Below are 19,346 nucleotides of genomic sequence, written 5' to 3' on the forward strand. Positions count from 1 at the left end.
TCAGCCACCGGCCACGGCGGGGAGGATGGTCAGGGTGTCGCCGTCCTTGACCTCGGCCTCGAGCCCGCCGGCGAAGCGCACGTCCTCGTCGTTGACGTAGACGTTGATGAAGCGGTGCAGCTTCTCCTCCTTCACCAGGCGGCCCTTGATGCCGGCGTGGCGGGACTCGACGTCGTCGATGACCTCGAGGACGGTCGCGCCCTTCGCCTCGACGGACTTCTCGCCGCCGGTGTGGGTGCGCAGGATCGTCGGGATGGAGACGGTCACGGCCATGGGTTCTTACCTCCGGTGGGTTCTTACACGCAGACGCCGGTGGCGCGGCGGTTTATTCCGTGGGCTCAGCCGACGATCTCGACCGGCTCCTCGGTGATCTCGGCGTCCACGATCCGGTACGAGCGGAACTCGTGCACTTCGGGGTCGCGGGTGGAGACGAGCACGTAGTGCGCGTCCGGCTCGGCCGCGATGTTCGCGTCGGTCCGCGACGGGTAGGCCTCGGTCGCGGTGTGCGAGTGGTAGATCACCACGGGCACCTCGTCGTTGGCGGCCATCTCGCGGTAGAGCTTCAGCAGGTCGCCGGAGTCGAACTCGTAGAAGGTCGGCGACCGGGCGGCGTTCAGCATGGGGATGAACCGCTCGGGCGAGTCGGACCCTTCGGGCCCGGCGATCACGCCGCAGGCCTCGTCGGGGTGGTCACGACGGGCATGGGCGACGATCTCGTCGACGAGTTCACGGCGGATCCGGAGCACACCGCCATCTTAGGTGGTGGACAAACCGTGTCCAGATGATGAGATATTGCGCTCACCAGGCCTTCAACGGCTCGACCCCGGCGTCCGGCACGCGGCCGTTACGCGAACGCTTCCGGCCAGACGTCCCGGTACGCCGGCACCCCGCCGGCGGTGGTCGCCGCCAGAAGGCCGTGCACCATCGCCCGCGCGAACACCCGCGCCGCCGCCGAGCACAGCGTGTCCAGCGCCACCGGCCGCGCCGCCGCGCCGAACGGGCCGGTCGCCTCCGGCAGCTCGCGCGCGCCCGTGGCCAGCGCGAACACCGTGTCGCCGTCGAACATCGTATGCGCCGGGCGCACCGCGCGCGCCAGCCCGTCCTGGGCCGCGACCGCCAGCCGCCGCGCTTCGGCCTTCGACAGCGCCGCGTCGACCGCGACCACGCCGATCGTCGTGTTCAGGTCGGTCCGGCGCGACGGCAGGTCCGCCGGTCGCGAAGGCCACGTCACGCCGAAGTCGCCGTGATCGGCCGCGTACGCCCGGCCGGTCGTCAGGTCCACGGCCTCGCCGGCCGCGTTGACCGCCGCCAGCGCGCCCACCGTGTACTCGCCGACGACCTCGCTCGCGGAACCGATCCCGCCCTTCAACGACCCCACGGCCGCGCCGGCACCGGCGCCGACCGTGCCCAGCGCGAAAGAGCCCGAAGCCGCTTCGCACGCCGCATAGCCGAAGGACGCGTCGGGCCGGTTGCCCCACTCGCTGCGCGGCAGGTCGAACAGCACGGCCGAGGGGACGATCGGCACGACCTCGTGTGGCTGAGCGCCGACCGGAAACCCGAGGTTGCGCTCGGAAAGCCACTTCATCACGCCGTCCGCCGCCGCGAGGCCGTACGCCGAACCGCCGGACAGGCACACCGCGTTGACCCGCTGCACCAGGTTCTCCGGCTCCAGCAGGTTGGTCTCCCTCGTGCCCGGCGCGCCGCCGCGCTGGTCGACGGCGCCGACCGCGCCGTCCGGGACCAGGACCACCGTCGTCCCGGTCGCCCAGCCGTCGCCGACCCGTTCGTGGTGCCCGACGAGGACACCCGGCACGTCGGTGATCATCCGGTCAGCGCCTGGATCAGCGTCTCCTGCACCCAGGTCAGCCAGTGGTAGACGCCCAGGTGCGGCGCCCGCGGGTCGTCCTCGGGCAGCTCGTCGGGCATGTCCTCGGTGACGTCGAGCGCGGTGCCCAGCGCCAGCCGGACGTCGTTGAGCGCGCCCAGCCACGCGTCGGCCTGCTCCTCGGTCAGCCGGACGTGGCCACCGTCGCGCGGCAGCGTGTCGAGCACGATCTTCGCGACGCCGACCTTGACGTCCAGCAGCTCCGGCTCGTGCAGCGAGCGCATCGCCGCGGCCGAGTCGATGTCCTCGCGCGAGGGGTTGTCCGGGTCGAGCTTGTGGAAGTCCGGCAGCAGCCGCGACAGCACCGGGTCGTCCGGGGACTCGGTGGGCCCGATCCGGATGCCGGTCAGCTCGGCGAGCTCGTCCTGCGGCGCCTCCTCGGCGCGCGCGGTCAGCATGTCCTCGAGCTGGCTGACCAGCCCGCGCAGCACCGCCGCTTCCTGCTGCTCGAAGCCCGCGTGGATCACCGCGCCCTTGCGCCGCCACCCGTTCACGAGGGCTGCTCCATGGTGGCCCACAGGCCCGCCGCGTGGAGCTTCGCCACGTCCGTCTCCACCTTCTCCTTGCTGCCGGACGACACGATCGCCTTGCCCTTCTGGTGCACGTCCAGCATCAGCTTGGTGGCGTGGTCGCGGCTGTAGCCGAACAGCTTCTGGAAGACGTACGTCACGTACGACATGAGGTTCACCGGGTCGTTCCAGACCACGGTCCGCCAGGGGGTGTCCGACTCGGCGACTTCCGCACCGGCCGGTTCGACCTGCGTCTGTTCGGATGCGACAGGCGTGGACATGCACCCCATGGTGTCACGGGGCGCACGGGGTACGCCGCGCCAGGTCCGGCCATGTGGGTGAATAGGCTTACCCCATGGGTTCACCGGAGCCGGCGACGGCCAGCACTGCGCTGCTCACCGACCACTACGAGCTGACCATGCTGGGCAGCGCGCTCGCCGACGGGACGCACGCGCGGCCCTGCGTGTTCGAGGTGTTCGCCCGGCGATTGCCGGACGGGCGCCGCTACGGCGTCGTCGCGGGGACCGCCCGCGTCCTCGACGCGATCGCGGACTTCCGCTTCACCGACGCCGAGCTGGCGCAGCTGGAGGCCACCGCGGTCGTCGACGACGCGACGCTGTCCTGGCTCGCCGACTACGAGTTCTCGGGTGACGTCGACGGCTACGCCGAGGGCGAGCTGTACTTCCCGGGCTCCCCGCTGCTGACCGTCACCGGCTCGTTCGGCGAGTGCGTGCTGCTGGAGACGCTGGTCCTGTCGATCCTCAACCACGACAGCGCGATCGCGTCCGCCGCGGCCCGGATGTCCGGCGCCGCGCACGGCCGCCCGATCATCGAGATGGGCGGCCGCCGCACGCACGAGTACGCCGCCGTCGCGGCCGCCCGCGCCGCCTACCTGGCCGGCTTCGCGACGACGTCCAACCTGGAGGCCGGCCGCCGCTACGGCATCCCGACCCGCGGCACCGTCGCGCACGCCTTCATGTTGCTGCACGACAGCGAAGAGGCCGCGTTCCGCGCGCAGGTCGAGAAGATGGGCCCGGACACGACGCTGCTCGTCGACACCTACGACATCACCGCCGGCATCGAGACCGCGGTGCGCGTCGCCGGGCCGGAGCTCGGCGCGATCCGGATCGACTCCGGCGACGTCGGCCCGCTCGCCCGCCGCGCCCGCGAGCAGCTGGACTCCCTCGGGGCGAAGGACACCCGGATCGTCGTGTCCGGCGACCTCGACGAGCACGCCATCGCGGCGCTGCGCGCGGAGCCCGTGGACGCGTACGGCGTCGGGACGTCGGTGGTCACCGGGTCCGGCGCGCCGACCGCCGGGATGGTCTACAAGCTGGTCGAGGTGGACGGCAAGCCGGTCGCCAAGCGCAGTGCCCACAAGGAGTCCCGCGGCGGGCGCAAGTCCGCGCTGCGGCGCCACCGCGGCACCGGCACGGCGGTCGAAGAGGTCGTCTGGACGACGGCCGGGAAGGCTCCGGAGCCGGACGCGAACGACCGGCCGCTGCAGATCCCGCTCATCCGGGGCGGCCGCGCGGAGGCGAACCTGCCTACGCTCGACGACGCGAGGCAGCGGCTGCGCCGCGGCCTGGTCAGCCTGCCGTGGGAGGGCCTCAAGCTCTCGCACGGCGAGCCCGCCATCCCGACGTTGTTTCTCTGAACGGAGCCGACCATGGGAACCGCGCTGATCGTGGTGGACGTGCAGAACGACTTCTGCGAAGGGGGTTCGCTGGCCGTCGACGGCGGTGCGGCGGCCGCTTCGACGATCTCGACCCTCAGCGTCACCGGCGGTTACTCGCACGTGGTGGCCACCCGCGACTACCACATCGACCCGGGCGCGCACTTCAGCGCGACGCCGGACTTCAAGGACAGCTGGCCACCGCACTGCGTGGCGGGCACGCCGGGCGCGTCGTTCCACCCGGCGCTGGACGTCGTGCCGATCACCGAGGTCTTCTCCAAGGGCGAGTACAGCGCGGCCTACTCGGGCTTCGAAGGCGCGTCCCGCGACGGGAAGTCCCTGGAGGCGTGGCTGCGCGACCACGACGTGACCGACGTCGACGTCGTCGGGATCGCCACCGACTACTGCGTGCGGGCGACGGCCTTGGACGCGGCCCGCGCCGGGTTCGGCGTGCGCGTGCTGCTCGACCACACCGCCGGGATCGCGCGTGCGTCGGTCGACAGCACCCTGCGGGACTTCGACGAAGCCGGCGTCGCGCACACCGGAACGGCGCACGTCGCGTGAAGGACCTGCGGGCACTGCTGGCCGAACACCGGCTCGTCGCGATCCTGCGGGCCACCGACGCGTCGCGGTTCGCCGACGCGGCGATGGTGCTGCACGCGGCGGGCGTCCGCCTGCTCGAAGCGACGCTGACGACGCCGGGCGCGCCCGCGGCCATCACCGCGCTGCGCCTGGCGCTCGGCGAAGACGCGCTGATCGGCGCGGGCAGCGTCCGCGAACCGTCCGATGTGGACATCGCGGTCGACGCGGGCGCGGCGTACCTGATCACGCCGACGGTCAACCCGGCGGTCCTGGAGCGCGCGGCCGAGCTGGACACCCCGGTGGTCTGCGGCGCGCTGACGCCGACGGAGATCGACCAGGCGTGGCGCCTCGGCGCGGCCGCGGTGAAGGTGTTCCCGGTGGCGGCGGTGGGCGGGATCGCCTACCTGCGCGCGGTCCGCGCCCCGCTGCCGGACGTCCCGCTGGTCCCGACGGGCGGCGTCCACCTGTCCGACGTGGAGGGCTACCTGCGCGCGGGAGCGATCGCGGTGGCCGCGGCAACGCCGCTATTGGGCGACGCGCTCTCGCCGAGCGGCAGCCTCCCCGACTTGGCAACCCGGGCCGGCGAGTTCGTCGCGGCAGCCGCCCGCTTCAAGACCCCCTGAGCGGCACTTTCACGTGAAAGTGACCTGGAGCGCACACTCCGGATAGCGCTACTTCTTGCCGAACGGGTCGCAGGCGGCCGTGCCCAGGTAGATGTCCCCGCTCGCCGGGCCGCCCTGCGGGAACAGCTCGATGTGCACCGCGTGCGTCACCAGGCTGCCGTCCGGCGGCTGGGGCGTCACCGTCTCGTTGAGGATCACCGTCGCCAGCGCCGTGCCCGCGGGCCCACCCGGGATGACGATCCGGTGGTTCGTCGGGATCTGCGCGGGCACGGTGATCCCCTCGACCGACCCGATCGAGACCTCGCCGCCGCTGCCGGTGTCCGTGGTCGCGCACTTCACCGAGTACGTGCGCACCGAAATCACCGGGCCGCCGTAGCGCTCGAGCAGCGTCGCCTCGAACCGGTGCCCGGACGCCTGCGCGACCGACACCGCGCCCGAGCGGCCGCAGCCGCTCTCGCCGATGCCGAACACCGCGACGTCGCCGGTCGCACCCCCTGCCGTCCGCGCGCTGTAGGGGCCGTCGACGGTGCACTTCGCCAGCTCGCCGGTGACGACGTGCTCGTTGTCGACCGTCACGTCCAGTGAGCCGGAAGACGCCCATCCGGTGGACGTGACCGGCGCCGCCGCGACCAGGAGCGGAGTGGCCAGCGTCGTCACCGCCAGCAACCGGAATGTCCTCTTCCTGGCGATTCGCATGCACCGGCCTCCTCGGTTTCGTGACAGTTCGTAGTTACCCATTTCGTCATCGGCAGGCCGGCCGCCGCACCTGATCGGGTCCACCCGGACGAGTGGCCGGTGAGGAACGCAACTTAAGGGGCTGCCACGGGGGTAACGAGCGTTAACCTCGGTCGTCGCCTGTGTCCCACCCTGGGAGGTTTCGTGTCTTCGCTGTCCTTCGCCGCCAAGCGGCCCGTGCTGGCCGACCTCGTGCCCGGTTCCCTCGTCCGGGACATCGCGCTGGTCGCCGGCGGTGCCGTGCTCACCGGCGCCGCCGCGCAGCTGACGATCCCGGTGCCGGGCAGCCCGGTGCCGATGACCGGCCAGACGTTCGCCGCGCTGCTCGTCGGCGCGTCGCTCGGCATGTCGCGCGGTGCCGCGTCGATGCTCGTGTACCTGCTCGTCGGGGCGGTCGGGGTGCCGTGGTTCCAGCACGGCACCGCGGGCCTGTCCGGCGCGAGCGCCGGCTACATCGTCGGGTTCGTCTTCGCCGGCGCGCTGGTGGGCGCGCTCGCCGGCCGCGGCGGCGACCGGACGCCGGTGCGCACCGCGGGCACGATGGTGCTCGGCAACCTCGTGATCTACGCGTTCGGCGTGCCGTGGCTGATGGCGTCGACCGGCTTCGACCTGTCGACGGCGTTCGCCAAGGGCGTCACGCCGTTCCTGATCGGGGACGCGATCAAGATCGTCGTGGCCGCCGGCCTGCTGCCGCTGACCTGGAAGCTGGTCTCGGGGCGCACCGAAGACTGACCCGCGCTCGGCGAAGGGCCCGCCGTTGCGACGGCGGGCCCTTCGCCGTCCGAAGCACACGGCGCGAGTGGCCCGTTCGCGACGGATCACCGATCCTGTCGGCCCCGGCGGCTAATGTGTCGCTGTGCCCGCCCGAACCGATTTCCCCGGCGTCCTCGAACTCCTTACCCACGCAGTGGAGTCCGTGGGCGGTGCCGAACGCCCAGGGCAGGTCGAGATGGCCCAGGCCGTCGGCCGCGCCATCCGCACCGGCGAGCACCTAGCCGTGCAGGCGGGCACCGGCACCGGCAAGTCCTTGGCCTACCTCGTCCCCGCGATCCGCCACGCCGTCGAGAAAGAGGCCACCGTCGTCGTCTCGACGGCGACGATCGCGCTGCAGCGCCAGCTCGTCGACCGCGACCTCCCGCGCCTGGCGAAGGCATTGAAGAAGCCCCTCGGGCGCGAACCGACCTTCGCGATCCTCAAGGGCCGCCGCAACTACATGTGCCTGCACCGCCTCGACTCCGGCGCGCCCGACGAGCCGGAGGACGCCCAGCTCTTCGACCCGTTCGCGGTGTCGCGGCTGGGCAAGGAGGTCACGCGGCTGAGGGAGTGGGCGTCGGACACCGAAACCGGCGACCGCGACGAGCTCGTCCCCGGCGTCACCGACCAGGCGTGGCGCCAGGTGTCGGTGACGGCGAAGGAATGTCTCGGCGCTTCGCGCTGTCCGATCGGCACGGACTGCTTCGCCGAGAAGGCCCGCGCCGAGGCCGGCCGCGCCGACATCATCGTCACCAACCACGCGCTGCTGGCGATCGACGCCCTGCAGGGCTACCAGGTCCTGCCGGACCACGACGTGGTGATCATCGACGAGGCGCACGACCTGGTCGACCGCGTCACCTCGGTCGCCACCGGCGAGCTGACCAGCGCGATGTGCGCGTCGGCCGCGCGCCGCTGCGGCAAGCTGATCGACGCCGACGTCGCCGACGGCCTCCTGGAGGCGGGTGACGGGCTGGCGCTGATCGTCGACGACCTGCCCGCGGGCCGGATGGACGAGCTGCCCCGGCCGCTGAAGGGCGCGATCCCGGCGGTCCGCGACGCCGCGCACGCGTGCATCACCGCGCTGGGCTCCGACCGCAAGGAGGACGTCGAAGGGGCGACCGCGCGCAAGCTGGCGCGTTCACTGCTCGACGAGGTGCACGACACCGCGGTGCGGCTCCTGGAAGCGTTCGACGACGACCAGGCGCACCAGCGCGACGTCGTCTGGCTCTCCGGCGACAAGTACGCGTCGAACCCGCGGCCGCCGGCGCTGAAGGTGGCGCCGCTCGGCGTGGCCGGGCTGCTGCGCGAGCGCGTCTTCAACCTGCACACGACGATCCTGACGTCGGCGACGCTGACCCTGGGCGGCACGTTCGACACCATGGCGCGCCAGTGGGGCCTCCCGCCGGGCGCGGCCCGCGTCGAGCAGGCGCCCGGGGCGGCCACCGAGAAGGAAGCGCCGTCGGACACCTCCGGGCCGAAGTGGACCGGCCTGGACGTCGGCTCGCCGTTCGACCACAAGCGCAACGGCATCCTCTACCTGGCCAAGCACCTGCCGCCGCCGGGCCGCGACGGCATCGCTTCGTCCACAATGGACGAGCTGGCCGAGCTGATCGAGGCGGCGGGCGGGCGCACGCTCGGGCTGTTCTCCTCGATGCGCGCGGCCAAGCAGGCGGCCGAAGAGATGCGCGAGCGCCTCGACTTCCCGATCCTCTGCCAGGGCGAGGACGCGACTTCCCTGCTGGTCCAGAAGTTCTCCGAGGACGTCCGCACGTGCTTGTTCGGCACGCTGAGCCTGTGGCAGGGCGTGGACGTGCCCGGGCCGTCGCTGCAGCTCGTGGTCGTCGACCGGATCCCGTTCCCGCGCCCGGACGACCCGGTGTCCTCGGCACGGCAACGCGCGGTGGAAGCCCGCGGCGGCAACGGGTTCCTCACGGTCGCGGCCACGCACGCGGCGCTGCTGCTCGCGCAGGGCACCGGGCGGCTGCACCGCTCGGTCACCGACCGCGGGGTGGTCGCGGTGCTGGATTCGCGGCTGGCGAACGCCCGCTACGGCGGATTCCTCCGTGCTTCGCTGCCGCCGTTCTGGCCCACGATGGACCCGAAGGTGGCGCGCGACGCGTTGCGCCGGCTGGACGCAGCCGCGCCCGCGTGACGCGGTCCACGGCCGCGCCCGGTACGGTGAACCCACCGACGCAGCAAGGGAGCACCGGTTGACCCAGGATTCGTCCAGCGCACAGTCCCGGACCGTCAGTGTCGACGACACCGGCGTGCGGCGGCGGCTCGCGGACGGCAGCGAAGAGGCCGTCACGTGGGCCGGCCTGTCGTCGGTGATGGTCCGCGTCATCCCCGACGGCCCCTGGAACGAAGACGTCTTCTTCATGCTGGTGGGCACCGACGGCAAGGGCACGGCGGTGCCGAGCGGCGACCCGGCGGCCGACGCGCTGATCGAGCGTCTGCAGGCCCTGCCGGGGTTCGACAACGAGAAGTTCATCGAGGCCATGACGACCGACGCCGACCAGGCCTACGTCGTCTGGGAATCCAGCGAGAACTAGGCGGTCGGGAACTCCTCCGTCACCGGAATCCCCTTCTTGAGCGTCCGGCTCACGGTGCACAGCCGCTCGATCGCGCGGTCCACGGCGCCGGCCAGCGCTTCCCGCTGATCCGCACCCAAAGTCGACACGTCGACATCGAACGCGACGTGCACGGCGTCCAGCTCCGAAGCGCCTTCACGGCGATCGGCGCTGACGGTCACGCGGAACTTCGCGTCTTCCCCGACCCGCCGCGTGATCAGCTCTTCGGCCGTCACCGCGCTGCAGCCCGCGGCCGCGATCTGCAGCAGTTCCGCGGGTGAGAACGCCCCTTCGGCGCCGGTGCGGCCCAGCCGCACCTCGGCGCCGCGGTCGTTGCGGCCGACGAAGGAGTGCTGCCCGTCGCGCTGTACTTCCAGTCCCATGCCCGCTCCAACCGGCTCAGGAAGCCCCTTGTTCCGGCTCCCACTGCGCGAGAACCGTGATGGTGCCGGGGTCGACCTCGGTGAACCCGGCGTCCCGCACGGCGACGACGCGGTCGCGCCGCCACGCGCCCTCGGGGTCGTCGCCGGGGTGCAGTTCCTTCCACCGCGCGACGCTCGCCGCCCGCACCGCGGTCCGGTAACCCCTCGCGGCCCAAGCCGCGCGCTGCTCGTCGTCCAGCAGCGCGGCGAGGATCATCGTGGCGTGCCCGACCTGCGCGGCGGCCTTGCCGACGGTCATCGGCGCGTGTGGGTTGAGCAGGAGCAACGGGACGCCGTCGGGGATCGGGCCCGGCTCGTCCGGCGGCAGCTCGCTGCCGGAGATCTGCAGCCGCGAAACCTCTTTGGGCGCCTCGGCGACCCGCCCCGGCACCAGCGCCCGCGCCTCGGCGCCGTCGATCTCGACGGTGATGCCCGGCAGGTCCTGCACGGCCGCCCAGTGCGCGCCGCGCGCCCGCCGCGCGACCTTGCGGATCCGGTTGTCGAGCCACGCGTGCATCGGCTCGGCCCACTCGCCGCCGGGCGCCGAGCGCTCGTCGAGGCAGACCGCCAGCGCGGCGGCCGCGGCAGCCTCCAGCAGCGGCGTGCGGCCGGGCGGCTCCGCGCGTTCGATGCGCAGGATGACCGGCATCGCCCGGACTTCCTCGGGAAGCTCGTCCGAGGTGTCCGAAGTGTCTTCGGCCGGGAGCCCCAGCCAGTAGGCGTAGCGGGCGCCCAGGGGGTCGAGAACGCTGCTCACGGACGCATCAGCTCGAGCCCGTCGGCGGCGTCGGCCGCCTCGACCTCGCCGCGGGTGAGGCCGAGCACGAACAGCACGGCGTCGAGGTACGGGTGCGACAGCGCGGTGTCGGCCACCTCGCGCAGCGCGGGCTTGGCATTGAACGCGACACCCATTCCGGCCGCCGAAAGCATGTCGATGTCGTTGGCGCCGTCCCCGACCGCGACGCACTGCTCGAGCGGGATGTCGTACTCGCCGGCGAAGCGGCGAAGCACCTTCGCCTTGCCCGCGCGATCGACGACGTCGCCGACGACCTTGCCGGTCAGCTTGCCGTCCACGATCTCGAGTTCGTTCGCCGCCGCGAAGTCCAGGCCCAGCTCTTCCACCAGGCCGCCGATGACCTGCGTGAACCCGCCGGACACCACGCCGGTCTTGAACCCCATCCGCTTGAGCGTGCGGATCGTCGTCCGGGCGCCCGGCGTCAGCTCGATCGACGCGGCGACCTCGTCGATCGCCGTGGCGGGCAGGCCCTCCAGCAGCGCGACCCGGCGTTCCAGCGACTCGGTGAAGTTGAGCTCGCCGCGCATGGCGGCTTCGGTGATCTCGCGGATCTCCGGTTCGACGCCGGCGTGCGCGCCCAACATCTCGATGACCTCGCCCTGGATGAGCGTCGAGTCGACGTCGAAGACGACCAGCCGCTTCGCCCGGCGCGTGATCCCGGCCCGTTCGACGGCGATGTCGACGCCCACCTCGACCGCCGCGTCGGCGAGCTCCGACCGCAGGGCGGCGTCGGCCTCGGGGGTGTCCTGGTCGACCGAGACGTACAGTTCCAGGCCGGTCACCGGGTAGTCGGCGACGCTGCGGATCGCGTCGATGTTGGCGCCGAGCGCCGCCAGCCGCCGCGCGACCTCCGAGAAGCCCCGGGCGGTGACCGGACGGCCGAGCACGACCAGCACGTGGGAGGAGTCGCGGCGGCCGAGCGCGAACGGGTCTTCCCCGATGGCCGAGCCGATCTTGACCTCGACCTGCATCCCGACGGACGCCATGGCCTGCTCGACGGACTCCTGCAGGCCCTCGGGGTCGCGGTACACGCCGGCGAGCACACCGAGCACGAGCTGGCCGCGGATGACGACCTGCTCGACATCGAGCACGTCGACGTCGTGGCGGGTCAGCACGGCGAACAGCACGGACGAGACACCCGGCTTGTCGGGGCCGGTCGTCGTGATCAGGACGGGGGTCTGGGTCACTGGTCATCCCTCGTTCGGCAACGCTGCACGGTCAGTCTGCCGGTCCGGGCTCGGACATAAGTAGAGCGCGTGCCCGGCTTCACATAAGCCGGGCACGCGCTCTCACTCGTTCAGGGTGTTACTTGTCGCCCTGCTCGCTCGCGTTGTCCTGGGAGTGGTCTCCCGGGATCACCGCTTCGGTGAGCACCTGCGACGGCGCCGCGTGGCTGTTGACCTTCTGCTTCCCGAAGAAGCCGATCTCGCCCTCGTTGTGGATGCGCTCGATCATGTGCGGGTAGTGCAGCTCGAACGCGGGCCGCTCGGAGCGGATCCGGGGCAGCTCGGTGAAGTTGTGCCGCGGCGGCGGGCAGGAGGTCGCCCACTCGAGCGAGTTGCCGTAGCCCCACGGGTCGTCCACCGTGACGATCTCGCCGTACCGGTAGCTCTTGAAGACGTTCCAGAGGAACGGCAGCGTCGAGGCACCGAGGATGTACGCGCCGATCGTGGAGATCGTGTTCAGCGTGGTGAAGCCGTCACTGGTCAGGTAGTCCGCGTACCGGCGCGGCATACCCTCGGCACCCAGCCAGTGCTGGACGAGGAACGTGCCGTGGAAGCCGATGAACGTGGTCCAGAAGTGCCACTTGCCGAGCTTCTCGTCCATCATCCGGCCGGTGATCTTCGGGAACCAGAAGTAGATGCCGGCGAAGGTGGCGAACACGATCGTGCCGTAGAGCACGTAGTGGAAGTGCGCGACGACGAAGTAGCTGTCCGACACGTGGAAGTCGATCGCCGGCGCGGCCAGCATGATGCCGGTCAGGCCGCCGAAGAGGAACGTGACGATGAAGCCCATCGAGAAGATCATCGGCGTCTCGAAGGACAGCTGGCCCTTCCACATCGTGCCGATCCAGTTGAAGAACTTGATGCCGGTCGGGACGGCGATCAGGAACGTCATGAAGGAGAAGAACGGCAGCAGCACGGCGCCGGTGGCGTACATGTGGTGCGCCCACACCGCGACCGACAGGGCCGCGATCGCCAGCGTCGCCCAGACCAGGCTCTTGTAGCCGAACAGCGGCTTGCGGCTGAAGACCGGGAAGATCTCCGAGACGATGCCGAAGAACGGGAGCGCGACGATGTAGACCTCTGGATGGCCGAAGAACCAGAACAGGTGCTGCCAGAGGATCACGCCGCCGTTTTCGGGGTCGAACACGTGCGCCCCGAGGTGCCGGTCCGCCAGCAGGCCCATCAGGGCCGCGGTCAGGATCGGGAAGGCCAGCAGGATCAGGATCGACGTCACCAGGATGTTCCAGGTGAAGATCGGCATCCGGTACATCGTCATGCCGGGCGCGCGGAGGCAGACCACGGTGGTGACCATGTTGACCGCGCCGAGGATGGTGCCGAGACCGGAGACCACCAGGCCGGAGATCCACAGGTCCGCGCCGACGCCCGGCGAGTGGATCGCGTCCGACAGCGGGGTGTAGGCGAACCAGCCGAAGTCGGCGGCGCCACCCGGGGTCAGGAAGCCGGACAGCACGATCAGGCCGCCGAAGAGGTACAGCCAGTACGAGAACGCGTTCAGCCGCGGGAACGCGACGTCCGGCGAGCCGATCTGCAGCGGGAGCACGAAGTTCGCGAAACCGAAGAGGATCGGGGTCGCGTACAGCAGCAGCATCACCGTGCCGTGCATGGTGAACAGCTGGTTGTACTGCTCCTGGGACAGGAACTGCTGCCCCGGGCGCGCCAGCTCGGTGCGGATGAGCATGGCCATCGCGCCGCCCGCCATGAAGAAGGCGAACGACGTGACCAGGTACATGATCCCGATCTGCTTGTGGTCCGTCGTGCGGAACAACCGCAGCAGGTACGAACCCTTGACCGACTCGCGCGCGGGATACGGGCGCGTCGCGATCGGCTTGGGGGCTACGGCCGTCACTCCTGCCTCCAACACTGAAACCTTGTGGTGGTCATCGTCCGGCCGCCGGGCGCGGGCGGGGCCTGCGTTCCGGCGGTCATGGGGATCGTAGCCCTCGCTACCGACAGTCGCGCGCACCGGCTGGCAAGATCGGGCCGTGGCCGACGAATACACGCGGGCGGCGGTTCGCGCGGCACTGACCGTGACCTCCCGGCTCGGCCTGCGCGCGCACGAGCCCGAGGTGCTCCACGAACGCTCGAACGTGCTGGTGAGGCTGGGTCCGCTGGTCGCGCGGGTGCCCGGGACGACCCGGCTGGCGCGGCCCGGGCCGGCCTGGCAGGAACGGGACGTCGCGCTCTCCCGGTTCCTCACCGACCGTGGTGTGCTCGTCGTCTCACCGGCCGCCGATCCCCCGGCCGGACCCCATTTCGCCGACGGCCTGCCGGTCACGCTCTGGCACCACACGCCGCACGATCCGGACCACCGGTACGCACCGGACGTCGTCGCGCGCTCGCTCGCCGAGGTGCACGCGGCGCTGCGCGAGTACCCCGGCGAACTGCCCCGGCGCGGCCCGCTGGAGGACCTCGAACGCGTCTTCGCCCGGCACGACCTGGACCCCCGGTTGCCCGCCGAGGCGGCCCGGCTCGCGGCGGCGCTGCCGGACGCCGCCGCGCAGCCGCTGCACGGCGACGCGCACCCCGGCAACCTGATCGCCACCCCGGCCGGCCCGTGCTGGCTGGACTTCGAAGACACCTGGCGCGGTCCGCCGGCCTGGGACCTCGCCATCCTCGCCCGCCAAGGCGGCCCGGAGTACCTCGCCGCGTACCCGGGTGAGGTGGACGAAGACGCGCTCCGCTTCTTCACGCGGCTGCGGGAGCTCTATGCCGTGGTGTGGCGCTTCATGATCGCTCGGCGGTTCCCCCACCGGCTGCCCGAAGCCCGCTCCGCGCTTTCCGCCTACTTCTCGTGAGGCGCCGGGTACCAGGACAGGATCGCCTCGACCACACCCGCCGGGGCCTCCAGCGGGGTCAGGTGCCCGGCACCCGGCAGCACCACGAGCGTCGCGCCGTCCAGCACCTCGACCATGGCGCTCGCCGCCGCCACCGGGGTGATCGGGTCCTCTTCGCCGACGATGACCAGCGCGGGAACGCCCGACTCGCGCAGCAGCTCGACCGAATCCGGCCGCGCCCGCAGCGCGAGCGCCGTCCACGAGATCCCGGCCGGCGGCTGCGATTCGATGATCTCCCGGACGGTCTCCACGACGTCGGGCCGCGTCGTGCGGGTCGATTCGGCCAGCAGGTTCGGCAGGTTGGCCTCGGCGAGCCAGCCCTCGATGCCTTCGTCGTCGACGCGCTTCGCGACGTCCAGCCGGCTCTGCGCGGCCTCCGGTGTGTCGGGCGTGGCCTTGGTGTCGATGAGCACGAGCCCGCCGACCCGCTCGGGCGCCAGCCGCAGCACGGCCATCGCGAGGTAGCCACCCATCGAGCAGCCGCCGAGCACCACGCGGTCCAGGTCCAGGCGGTCCAGCAGGGCGACGACGTCGCGCGCGGCGTCCTCGAGACTCGGGTCGCGGCCGGACTCCGGCAGCGGCGAGCGGCCGAGCCCGCGCTGGTCCGGTGTGATCACCCGAAGGTGTGAAGCGAGGGGCTCGCGCACCGCGTTCCACATGCGGGCGTCCAGGGGAAAGGCGTGGAGGAGGACCAGCGGCAGTTCGGTCATGCGGGCCATTTTGTCGGACCCCCGCGCTAGCTTCGCCGATGTGTTCACCGACATCGAAACCGACCGGCTGCTGCTGCGTCCGCTCCACGAGGCGGACCGGCAGGCGATGGTCGACATCCACACCGACCCGCGCACCAACCGCTTCAACCCCGACCCGCCCGACGTCCCGCGCGCGTCGGCGATGTTCTCGGACTGGCTCGCGCACTGGTCCGAGCACGGCTTCGGCTACCCCGCGGTGCTCGAACGCGGGGGCACCGAGGTGCTCGGCATGTGCGGGGTGCGGCTGCGGGAGTTCCACGGCGAGAAGGTGCTGAACCTCGGCTACCGGTTCCGGCCGTCGGCGTGGGGCAAGGGGTACGCGGTGGAGGCCGGGCTGGCGGTCCTGGAGTGGTGCGCCCGGGACCTGCCGTCGCTGCCGGTGCTGGCGAGCGTCAGCGTCGAGAACAAGCCGTCGCTGCGGGTGGCGGAGCGGCTCGGCTTCACCGAGTACACGGAGGAGATGTACGACGGCGCGTTCTCGCGCCACTACCGGCGCTGAGCCGGGCGGTGTTTGACAACTCCAGAGCGTTCAGCGGCGGCGGTTCGGCCGGCGCCGGGCCCGGGCGTCCCAGCAGGCCCGGTGCCAGTGCCGCCGGTCGGCGACGGAGCCGGTGTCGTCGGCGGGCCAGACGACGAGGTGCGGCGTGCCGGGCCGGATCTCGTGGTCGCAGCCGGGGCACCGGTAGGTCTTGCCGGCCTGCGAGCCGGGCACGGTCCGCACGAGCCAGTCCCCGTCGGATCCGGATTCGGCACGCGCCCACCCGGTGGCGGCACCGAGCTCGCGTTCGGGCGGCCCACCGTCCGAGCGGCGGCCGGGACGGTTCCGTCGAGGCACGCGGCCAACGGTAAACGGCGGCGGGCAGGGCCGACTGCTCAGGCCCGCGCGGTGCCGGCCGACCGGGTCGGGTGCCCCCGGCCGCCCGGTCCGCCACCCGGCGCTCCTGCGCGAGGACTCGAACCGAGCGGGCCGCCATCCGCGCGGCCTCCCGCAACCGTGCCGGATCCGACTTGTGGCCGCATTTCCGCGCCGGTCCTGGCACGGCATCCCCTGCCCGGCACTCCGCACCGCACGAGGCACCACCTCACCGCTCACCCACCCCTCGTGGCCTCGCCCCCGCGTCCGAGGTCTCAAGCCGCCCGGTCCGTCACCGCCCGGCCGGCCCCCAACCGGCGCACGATCCCCGCGTGGCCCAGCCCGTCCCACCCGAGCCGGGCCAGCGTCCGCCCGGTCCGCCGGAAGTCCTCCCCGCCGAGCACGGACATGATCGTGATCGCGGCGTCCACCATCGGCGTCGCCACCCCGGCGCACCGCGCGAGCGCCTGCAGCGGCACCAGCGTCGAGCGGATGTCCTCGGTCAGGAACCGGTGGTCGAGGCTGGTCGGCGCGGCGATCGTCCGGTACGGCTCCACCGTCCGCAACGCGTCCAGCAGCGTTGTGGCCGGGCACCCGTAGTACCGGTCGAGCACCTCGGTCATCGGCATCAACCGCGCGCCGTAGGCCCGCGCGACGAGCGCGAACTCCGCTTCGGTCCGCTCCAGCAACGCGACCGTCCGCGCCGAAACGCCTTCGACGTAGAAGAGCAGGTCCTCCGCGCGGTCGATGGTGCCGAGGTTGGCGAGCGCGATCGGCACGTGCGCGACCGCGCCGAAGTCGTGCAGCCCGCGTTCGACGGGGTTGCGCGCGACCTCCAGCATCGGGAACCACTCGCGCAGCAGCCCGGCGTGCCGTCCGACGGCGGCCGGCGTGCTGCCCGAAATCAGGTTCCAGCCCTTGGCGCCCAGCACCGTCACGCCGTCGGTACCGGACGGCCGGGCGGCGAACAGCGCGTCGGTCTCCACGACGTCGACGTCCGGTGCCCCGGCGGCGGCGAGCGCGTGCGCGAATTCGACGCTTCCGCAGAGCTTGCTGGAGAACAGCACCACGAGTTGTCCTGCACGCAGGTGCGGCGCGAGCCGGACGGCGACCTCCGGGTAGGCGGTGGTCACGGTGGCGACCAGCACCACGGCCCGCCCGGCCAGCGTGGCGGGGTCGTCGGTCACCTCCCGCAGCGGGAACCGCCCGCCGAGCACCCCGCTCGCGACGATCTCCCGCCGGCGCGCGATCTCCGCCACCGCCTCGAGGTCGCGCGTGCAGAGGTGCACCGCCAGTCCCCGCGAGGCGAGGTACGCCGCGACGGCCCGTCCCTCGCCCCCGGCCCCGACGACCCCGATCCCGTCCAGCCCGCCCATTCCGCCCACTCCCGTCACTCGGGTACGCAGTGGACAGGTCGGGGCACCGCCCGGGAAAGTTCCCGCGGGCGCACGTTCCCGGAAACCGGACCCGTCAGCCTTGGGCGAGAGCGAGCGGAACCAGCTGTTCGGCGGTGGTGAGCGACCCGTGCTGTCCGATCAGCGACGTCTCGACGGCCTCGGCGAGCCCCCGCACCATCCCGAACCGGTCGCGGGCGGCCGCGACGACGTCGCCGATGCGCGGCAGCACCCGATCGCTGACCGTGTGCCCGAACCACCCCTCGGCGACGGCCTCCTCCCGCGAGCGCACCCAAGCGCGGTCGCCCAGCACCTCCCGCCAGGCCGCGAGGACGTCCGCGGCCGCGCCCGGTTCGGTGTAGACGTGCCGGGCCCGCACCTCGCCCCCGAACGTCCGGACACCGTCCAGGAGCTCCGGCGCGTCTTCGAGGTCGAGCTTGTCATCGACGGTCACCATCCCGTGGTCGGCCACGACGGCGAGCAGCGCGCCGGCCGGCAGACCGTCCACAAGGGACTCGACGAGCCGGTCGATCTGCCGCAGCTGCATCCGCCACGCGGTCGAGCCGGGGCCGTACACGTGGCCGAGGAGGTCGAGTTCGCTGTGGTAGGCGTAGCAGAACGCGCGCCCGTCGAGCACGGACAACGTCCGCGCGGCGAGGTCGCCGAGGGCGTGCACCCCGGCGTACTGCGCTCCGCCCTGGGTGGCCAGGGTCAACGCCGTGTCGCGGAACTTGGCGGAGGAAACGACGGCCGCGTCGATGCCGGCCGAAGCGGCCCGCTCGAACGTCGTCGGCAGCGGCTGCACTTCCCGGGGCGGGAGGGCGCCACGGAGATCACTGCCGTCCTCGTGGCTGCACCAGCGCAACGCGTTGAGCACGCCGGTGCCGGGCATCTCGAAGGTGTAGCCGACCATGCCGTGCTCACCGGAGGCGAGCCCGGTCCCGATCGCGGCCACCCCCGCGGCGGTCGTGGACGGGAACCCGACGCGCAACGACTCTTGGACGAGCTCGGTCAGCACCGGCGCGTCGGCGGCGTGCTCGGCGAGCAGCTCCCGGCCGAGCCCATCGACGAGCAGCACGCCGGCACTGCGCGCCTCCGGCAGGGCGAGGGTGTTCCCGCAGCCGGGCACCCCGAGCGCGGCGAGCAGGGAAGGGACGACCTGGCCGAGATGCGGGACATCGGCAAGCGAAGGCGGCTGCACGCGCCCAGCTTCCCACCGGAAGGGCCCCACGGCCGAGCGGCGGCGCCGGGCCACCGCTCAACGGTTCGAGGAGCCCTCCCAGCGGCTGAAGTCCCGGACGCAACCACTCGGCACTCCGCCGCTTCCCGGCCCAGCGCGGGACGCCACCGTTCGGCATTTCGCTCGCTCCCCGGCCGGGCGCGGGACGCCACCGCACGGCACTTCCGCCGCTCCTCGCCTGGGGCAGAGGCCCGGATGCCACCACTCGGCTCGCTCCCCAGCCGGACGCGGAGGCCACCGCTCGACACTCCGCCAATCCCCGCCCAGCGTGCGGCACCACTGCCCGGCATCCTCTCCCTGGCCCGGCGAGGGACGCCGCAGCCCGGCATCTCCACCACCCCTCGCCTGGGGCGCGAAGGCCCGGATGCCACCACTCGGCTCGCTCCCCGGCCGGGCGCTGAGGTCCCGCTCGCCGCAGTCCGGCGATCCGGCGGCCGCAAACGACCCAACTCCCACGCGAGAGCCGCAATCCGGCGCCC

At 72.3% G+C, this 19,346-nt stretch carries 22 protein-coding genes; 8 read left to right on the forward strand and 14 right to left on the reverse strand.

Annotated features, from left to right (window positions below; all coding sequences use genetic code 11):
- The 5 genes from ABFJ78_RS35530 to clpS form a co-directional block, all read right to left on the reverse strand.
- The gene (locus ABFJ78_RS35530) at nucleotides 1-273 is read right to left on the reverse strand and encodes a MoaD/ThiS family protein (RefSeq protein WP_086679767.1); all 273 of its coding nucleotides are present in this window, start codon (nucleotides 271-273) and stop codon (nucleotides 1-3) included.
- Between the two features lie 65 nt (nucleotides 274-338).
- Complete coding sequence (locus ABFJ78_RS35535; RefSeq protein WP_093948156.1) at nucleotides 339-746, reverse strand: Mov34/MPN/PAD-1 family protein; 408 nt, start codon at nucleotides 744-746, stop codon at nucleotides 339-341.
- A gap of 98 nt (nucleotides 747-844) precedes the next feature.
- Nucleotides 845-1,825: a P1 family peptidase gene (locus ABFJ78_RS35540; RefSeq protein ID WP_436391580.1), complete on the reverse strand. Its 981-nt coding sequence runs from the start codon at nucleotides 1,823-1,825 to the stop codon at nucleotides 845-847.
- Nucleotides 1,822-2,379, reverse strand: a complete 558-nt coding sequence (locus ABFJ78_RS35545; RefSeq protein WP_364452680.1) for a DUF2017 domain-containing protein — start codon at nucleotides 2,377-2,379, stop codon at nucleotides 1,822-1,824. Before ABFJ78_RS35545 ends, ABFJ78_RS35540 begins: the two co-directional genes overlap by 4 nt.
- Nucleotides 2,376-2,675 (reverse strand): ATP-dependent Clp protease adapter ClpS, encoded by a 300-nt coding sequence (gene clpS, locus ABFJ78_RS35550; protein WP_013229464.1) that lies wholly within the window; start codon nucleotides 2,673-2,675, stop codon nucleotides 2,376-2,378. The genes ABFJ78_RS35545 and clpS overlap by 4 nt, the downstream gene beginning before the upstream one ends.
- 74 nt (nucleotides 2,676-2,749) lie before the next feature.
- On the opposite strand from clpS, the gene ABFJ78_RS35555 reads away from it, so the two are divergent.
- Genes ABFJ78_RS35555 through ABFJ78_RS35565 form a run of 3 tightly spaced genes read left to right on the forward strand, consistent with a single transcriptional unit; the run spans nucleotide 2,750 to nucleotide 5,274 of the window.
- The gene (locus tag ABFJ78_RS35555) at nucleotides 2,750-4,051 is read left to right on the forward strand and encodes a nicotinate phosphoribosyltransferase (RefSeq protein ID WP_436391583.1); all 1,302 of its coding nucleotides are present in this window, start codon (nucleotides 2,750-2,752) and stop codon (nucleotides 4,049-4,051) included.
- 12 nt (nucleotides 4,052-4,063) lie between these two features.
- Nucleotides 4,064-4,633 (forward strand): isochorismatase family protein, encoded by a 570-nt coding sequence (locus ABFJ78_RS35560; RefSeq protein WP_436391585.1) that lies wholly within the window; start codon nucleotides 4,064-4,066, stop codon nucleotides 4,631-4,633.
- A complete protein-coding gene (locus ABFJ78_RS35565) occupies nucleotides 4,630-5,274 on the forward strand; it encodes a bifunctional 4-hydroxy-2-oxoglutarate aldolase/2-dehydro-3-deoxy-phosphogluconate aldolase (protein WP_436391587.1) in 645 nt (214 codons plus the stop codon). The genes ABFJ78_RS35560 and ABFJ78_RS35565 overlap by 4 nt, the downstream gene beginning before the upstream one ends.
- Nucleotides 5,275-5,322: 48 nt before the next feature.
- Here the strand turns inward: ABFJ78_RS35565 and ABFJ78_RS35570 are convergent, their stop codons facing one another.
- Entirely contained in the window at nucleotides 5,323-5,940 is a 618-nt protein-coding gene (locus ABFJ78_RS35570) for a hypothetical protein (RefSeq protein ID WP_436392015.1), read from the reverse strand.
- Between the two features lie 213 nt (nucleotides 5,941-6,153).
- Between ABFJ78_RS35570 and ABFJ78_RS35575 the strand changes: the two genes are divergently transcribed.
- The 3 genes from ABFJ78_RS35575 to ABFJ78_RS35585 all read left to right on the forward strand — a co-directional run bounded on the left by ABFJ78_RS35575 (nucleotide 6,154) and on the right by ABFJ78_RS35585 (nucleotide 9,314).
- Nucleotides 6,154-6,741: a biotin transporter BioY gene (locus ABFJ78_RS35575; protein WP_436391589.1), complete on the forward strand. Its 588-nt coding sequence runs from the start codon at nucleotides 6,154-6,156 to the stop codon at nucleotides 6,739-6,741.
- 124 nt (nucleotides 6,742-6,865) lie between these two features.
- On the forward strand, nucleotides 6,866-8,914 hold the full coding sequence (locus tag ABFJ78_RS35580; protein WP_436391590.1) for an ATP-dependent DNA helicase: 2,049 nt from the start codon (nucleotides 6,866-6,868) through the stop codon (nucleotides 8,912-8,914).
- Between the two features lie 58 nt (nucleotides 8,915-8,972).
- Entirely contained in the window at nucleotides 8,973-9,314 is a 342-nt protein-coding gene (locus ABFJ78_RS35585) for a hypothetical protein (protein WP_086672538.1), read from the forward strand.
- Here the strand turns inward: ABFJ78_RS35585 and ABFJ78_RS35590 are convergent.
- From ABFJ78_RS35590 to ctaD, 4 genes are all read right to left on the reverse strand, one after another.
- Nucleotides 9,311-9,715, reverse strand: a complete 405-nt coding sequence (locus tag ABFJ78_RS35590; RefSeq protein WP_436391591.1) for an OsmC family protein — start codon at nucleotides 9,713-9,715, stop codon at nucleotides 9,311-9,313. The genes ABFJ78_RS35585 and ABFJ78_RS35590 overlap by 4 nt on opposite strands.
- A gap of 16 nt (nucleotides 9,716-9,731) precedes the next feature.
- Entirely contained in the window at nucleotides 9,732-10,511 is a 780-nt protein-coding gene (locus ABFJ78_RS35595; RefSeq protein ID WP_436391592.1) for a peptidyl-tRNA hydrolase, read from the reverse strand.
- The gene (gene serB, locus ABFJ78_RS35600; protein ID WP_436391594.1) at nucleotides 10,508-11,737 is read right to left on the reverse strand and encodes a phosphoserine phosphatase SerB; all 1,230 of its coding nucleotides are present in this window, start codon (nucleotides 11,735-11,737) and stop codon (nucleotides 10,508-10,510) included. The genes ABFJ78_RS35595 and serB overlap by 4 nt, the downstream gene beginning before the upstream one ends.
- Nucleotides 11,738-11,855: 118 nt before the next feature.
- Nucleotides 11,856-13,643: an aa3-type cytochrome oxidase subunit I gene (gene ctaD / locus ABFJ78_RS35605; protein WP_436391596.1), complete on the reverse strand. Its 1,788-nt coding sequence runs from the start codon at nucleotides 13,641-13,643 to the stop codon at nucleotides 11,856-11,858.
- 136 nt (nucleotides 13,644-13,779) lie between these two features.
- On the opposite strand from ctaD, the gene ABFJ78_RS35610 reads away from it, so the two are divergent.
- On the forward strand, nucleotides 13,780-14,592 hold the full coding sequence (locus tag ABFJ78_RS35610; RefSeq protein WP_436391597.1) for a phosphotransferase family protein: 813 nt from the start codon (nucleotides 13,780-13,782) through the stop codon (nucleotides 14,590-14,592).
- Here ABFJ78_RS35610 and ABFJ78_RS35615 read toward each other — a convergent pair.
- Nucleotides 14,580-15,341, reverse strand: a complete 762-nt coding sequence (locus tag ABFJ78_RS35615) for an alpha/beta fold hydrolase (protein ID WP_436391598.1) — start codon at nucleotides 15,339-15,341, stop codon at nucleotides 14,580-14,582. The genes ABFJ78_RS35610 and ABFJ78_RS35615 overlap by 13 nt on opposite strands.
- Here ABFJ78_RS35615 and ABFJ78_RS35620 point away from each other — a divergent pair.
- Nucleotides 15,340-15,879 (forward strand): GNAT family N-acetyltransferase, encoded by a 540-nt coding sequence (locus tag ABFJ78_RS35620; RefSeq protein ID WP_436391600.1) that lies wholly within the window; start codon nucleotides 15,340-15,342, stop codon nucleotides 15,877-15,879. The two genes, ABFJ78_RS35615 and ABFJ78_RS35620, sit on opposite strands and share 2 nt — an antisense overlap.
- A 30-nt stretch (nucleotides 15,880-15,909) precedes the next feature.
- Here the strand turns inward: ABFJ78_RS35620 and ABFJ78_RS35625 are convergent, their stop codons facing one another.
- The 3 genes from ABFJ78_RS35625 to ABFJ78_RS35635 all read right to left on the reverse strand — a co-directional run bounded on the left by ABFJ78_RS35625 (nucleotide 15,910) and on the right by ABFJ78_RS35635 (nucleotide 18,828).
- A complete protein-coding gene (locus ABFJ78_RS35625; protein WP_372664162.1) occupies nucleotides 15,910-16,215 on the reverse strand; it encodes a hypothetical protein in 306 nt (101 codons plus the stop codon).
- A gap of 293 nt (nucleotides 16,216-16,508) precedes the next feature.
- Nucleotides 16,509-17,609 carry an NAD/NADP octopine/nopaline dehydrogenase family protein gene (locus ABFJ78_RS35630; protein ID WP_436391602.1) on the reverse strand — a complete coding sequence of 367 codons (1,101 nt, stop codon included), beginning with the start codon at nucleotides 17,607-17,609 and terminating at the stop codon, nucleotides 16,509-16,511.
- A gap of 94 nt (nucleotides 17,610-17,703) precedes the next feature.
- Nucleotides 17,704-18,828 carry an alkaline phosphatase family protein gene (locus tag ABFJ78_RS35635; RefSeq protein WP_436391604.1) on the reverse strand — a complete coding sequence of 375 codons (1,125 nt, stop codon included), beginning with the start codon at nucleotides 18,826-18,828 and terminating at the stop codon, nucleotides 17,704-17,706.
- Nucleotides 18,829-19,346 lie beyond the last annotated feature (518 nt).

Source organism: Amycolatopsis sp. MEPSY49 (assembly GCF_051337345.1).
Lineage (GTDB): Bacteria > Actinomycetota > Actinomycetes > Mycobacteriales > Pseudonocardiaceae > Amycolatopsis.